The sequence below is a fragment of the Streptomyces sparsus genome, assembly GCF_054776295.1.
The window spans coordinates 1-1,685 of the sequence record NZ_BAAHCA010000999.1; the positions used below are offsets into that span (position 1 = coordinate 1).

Consider the following 1,685-nt stretch of genomic DNA (forward strand, 5'->3'; position numbering starts at 1 on the left):
CGGGCAACTCGGCGTGATCCGCCACCCAGCCCTCGGCCCGGAACGTCGCCGTGCCCCGCGCCGGCAGCGACGGATCGGCCCGGACCGCCGTGACCCACGCCTCCGGACTCGGGCCGAACAGCGCCCGCAGCCGGGCTGAGTCGGCGAGCAGCGCGGACAGCACCGCGGCCTGCGAGCCGCCGGGCCGCGGGTGTCCGGCAGGGTCGGTGAGCACCCCGCGCATGCCGACGTACAGATGGACCGCGCCGGTCACGGCAGCCGTGCCGTCCGGCAGCAGCACCGGGAAGTCCGCCGAGGACAGCACCACGCGGCGGTAGTTGAGGCTCTCACCGGCGTCGACCACGGCCAGTTGCCCGGGCGTCAGCCAGGTCAGGACCACCGACGCCGTCCGGCCCGGCGCCCAGCGGGGCGAGGCCGCCACGTATCCCGGCCGACTGACGTGCCCGGAGAGCCCCACCTCCAGGTCGCGCACCCGGACCGGGGCCATGGGAACGGTGTCGGAGACCCCCGCCCGGGTCAGCTTGTGGTGCACCTGTGCCGGTGAACCGTTGGAGCCCACCGCCAGTACGGGCACCCGGTCCGCCACCGGGAACCCCCGCAGTGCCCGCAGCCGCCCGCCGCTCAGCAGCAGCGGTGCCTCCGCCAGGCGCCCCGGGTACCGCAACGGTTCGAGCAGCGGCGCCCCGGCGAAGCCCAGGGCGGCCAGCGTGCCGTCCAACGGCAGCGTCCCCCCGTCCCTGCCGGCCGCGTCCGGGCCGACGCCCGGCACCGGCGTCTCGGGAGGCGGGGCCGGGCTGCCGCCCGGGAACGCCGCCGGGCCGTCGCCGGCCGGGACCGAGTTCACCGGCGGGGCTGCCCGTACACGCGTTCCACCGCCAACCGCAGCACCAGCCGCCGGTCCGCCACCATCGTCGCCCGGTACTCGTCCCAGTCCGGGTGCTCACCGCGGATCGCCCGATAGAGCTCCACCAGCTCGTCCACGGTCGCGTCCTGCGGGTCCGCCGCGACCGGCGACAGCTCTGCCACACACTCGGCCACCGTCCAGGCCCACCCGTCGGACGAGGTGACGTGGAAACTCGCCCGCGGATCGCGCGCCAGGTTCCGGACCTTCGCCCGGCTGTCGGTCACCGAGACGCGGATCGTCCGGCTCACCGGATCGCAGCTGTGGTTGACGTTCGACAGCTGCGGCCGCCCGTCCCGCTTCAGCGTCGCCAGTACCCCCAGCTCGCGCGTGGTGAGCAGCTCCCACAGGGCGTCGGACGCGGCGTCGGACATGGGTGCTCCTTCGGTTCGGCGGTGGCCGCTCCGCCGCGCGGACGGGGAGAGCGGCTGCTTGCCCGCGACCGCGGCCCCGTCCGGTGGGCGGGGCCGGGTGCGGACCCGGCGGGCTCCCGCCACCGCGTGCGTGCGGTGCCACAGGACTCCATGGTGCTTCCCGCGGACCCCGTCGGCTAGTCGCCGGCCCGCTCGGGCCCCGGTCGAGCCCGGTCCTGGCCCGGTCCGCCGTCGCTGTTGCCGTCGTTGCCGCCGAGATGGTCGTCATCCGGTCGGTGACCGCTGCCGCTGCCGTGTCCGGGGGTGCCGGCAGGCGGGAAAGGAGGCGGGGCGGGGTGGCCGTAGGACTGGGCCGGGCCGCCGGGAGGCAGGTGGTGGCCGGACGGCGGCATGTGGTGCGGCAGAGGCGG

General features: G+C 76.6%; 2 protein-coding genes and 1 pseudogene. All 3 read right to left on the minus strand.

What is annotated here, in order from left to right; translation table 11 throughout:
- Window positions 1-844, minus strand: an 844-nt coding sequence (locus ACYVE9_RS25750) for a hypothetical protein (protein WP_461030298.1), incomplete at its 3' end; no start/stop codon positions are given.
- The gene (locus tag ACYVE9_RS25755) at window positions 841-1,275 is read right to left on the minus strand and encodes a PPOX class F420-dependent oxidoreductase (protein ID WP_461030299.1); all 435 of its coding nucleotides are present in this window, start codon (window positions 1,273-1,275) and stop codon (window positions 841-843) included. The genes ACYVE9_RS25750 and ACYVE9_RS25755, both read right to left, overlap by 4 nt.
- A gap of 176 nt (window positions 1,276-1,451) precedes the next feature.
- Window positions 1,452-1,685, minus strand: a pseudogene (locus ACYVE9_RS25760) (hypothetical protein); the annotation flags it as partial.

Bases quoted from the DNA above. Each gene is read 5' to 3' on its own strand.
- ACYVE9_RS25755 (WP_461030299.1), bottom strand. From the start codon at position 1,275: ATGTCCGACGCCGCGTCCGACGCCCTGTGGGAGCTGCTCACCACGCGC.